Below are 1,046 nucleotides of genomic sequence, written 5' to 3'. Positions count from 1 at the left end.
TCGGTCCGGACCGCCCCGGTGCCGTCGAAGACGGGCGAGAAGTCGACGGCGACGCCCCGCGTGTGTGCCTGTCCCACGGCCAGGAGCATGCGCCGCAGCCCGCCTTCGTCGCGGCGCAGCGTGCTGAGGACCACGCCCGCCGGACCGGCCGCTTCCAGGGTCTCCTCGACCGCCATGGCCAGCACCGGGTGCGGGCTGACCTCGACGTAGGAGCCGAAGCCCTGGCCCGCGAGGGAGCGGACGGCGGGCTCGAAGCCGACGGTGCGGCGCAGGTTCGTGTACCAGTACGCAGCGTCCATCGCCGAGGTGTCCAGCCACTGCCCCGTCACCGTGGAGAACAGCGGCACGTCGCCCCGGACGGGCGCTATGCCCGCCAACTCCTTCAGCAACTCCCCTTCGACATGTTCCACATGGGCGGAGTGGGACGCGTAGTCGACATCGATCCGCCGGGCCCGCACCCCGTCCGCCGCGCAGGACGCGAGCAGTTCGTCGAGAGCGTCGGTGTCTCCGGACACCACCACCGCCGAGGGGCCGTTGACCGCCGCCACCGACAGGCGCCCGTCCCAGGCCGCGACGGTCTCGGCGGCCTGCTGCGACGACAGGGCGAGCGACACCATTCCGCCGTGCCCGGCGAGCCGTACGATCGCCCGGCTGCGCAGGGCCACCACCTTCGCGCCGTCCGCCAGGGACAGCCCGCCGGCGACCACCGCCGCCGCGATCTCCCCCTGCGAATGCCCGATCACCGCGTCCGGCACCACCCCGAACGCACGCCACAGCCGAGCCAGGGACACCATCACCGCGAACAGCACGGGCTGCACCACGTCCACCCGGTCGAGCCCCTCACCCGAACGCACCACGTCCGGCAACGACCAATCCGTGTGGGGACTCAGGGCCGCCGCGCACTCCCGCATGGACTGCGCGAACCCCTCCGACTCGTCGAGGAGCTCACTCGCCATCCCAGCCCATTGCGAGCCCTGCCCCGGGAACACGAACACCGTCTTCCCGGCCTGGGACGCCCGGCCCTCCACCACGAACGGAGACGGCTC

General features: G+C 72.8%; 1 protein-coding gene. It reads right to left on the bottom strand.

Features of this window, described 5'->3' with window-relative positions; all coding sequences use genetic code 11:
- The coding region (locus tag ADK41_RS04325) for an acyltransferase domain-containing protein (protein WP_037805351.1) at positions 1-1,046 on the bottom strand (1,046 nt) is incomplete at both ends.

It is taken from the genome of Streptomyces caelestis (assembly GCF_001279005.1).
In the GTDB taxonomy this organism is placed as follows: Bacteria; Actinomycetota; Actinomycetes; order Streptomycetales; family Streptomycetaceae; genus Streptomyces; species Streptomyces heliomycini.
Note: the sequence above shows the minus strand (reverse complement) of the source record. Positions and strands in the feature narration are given on the sequence as shown.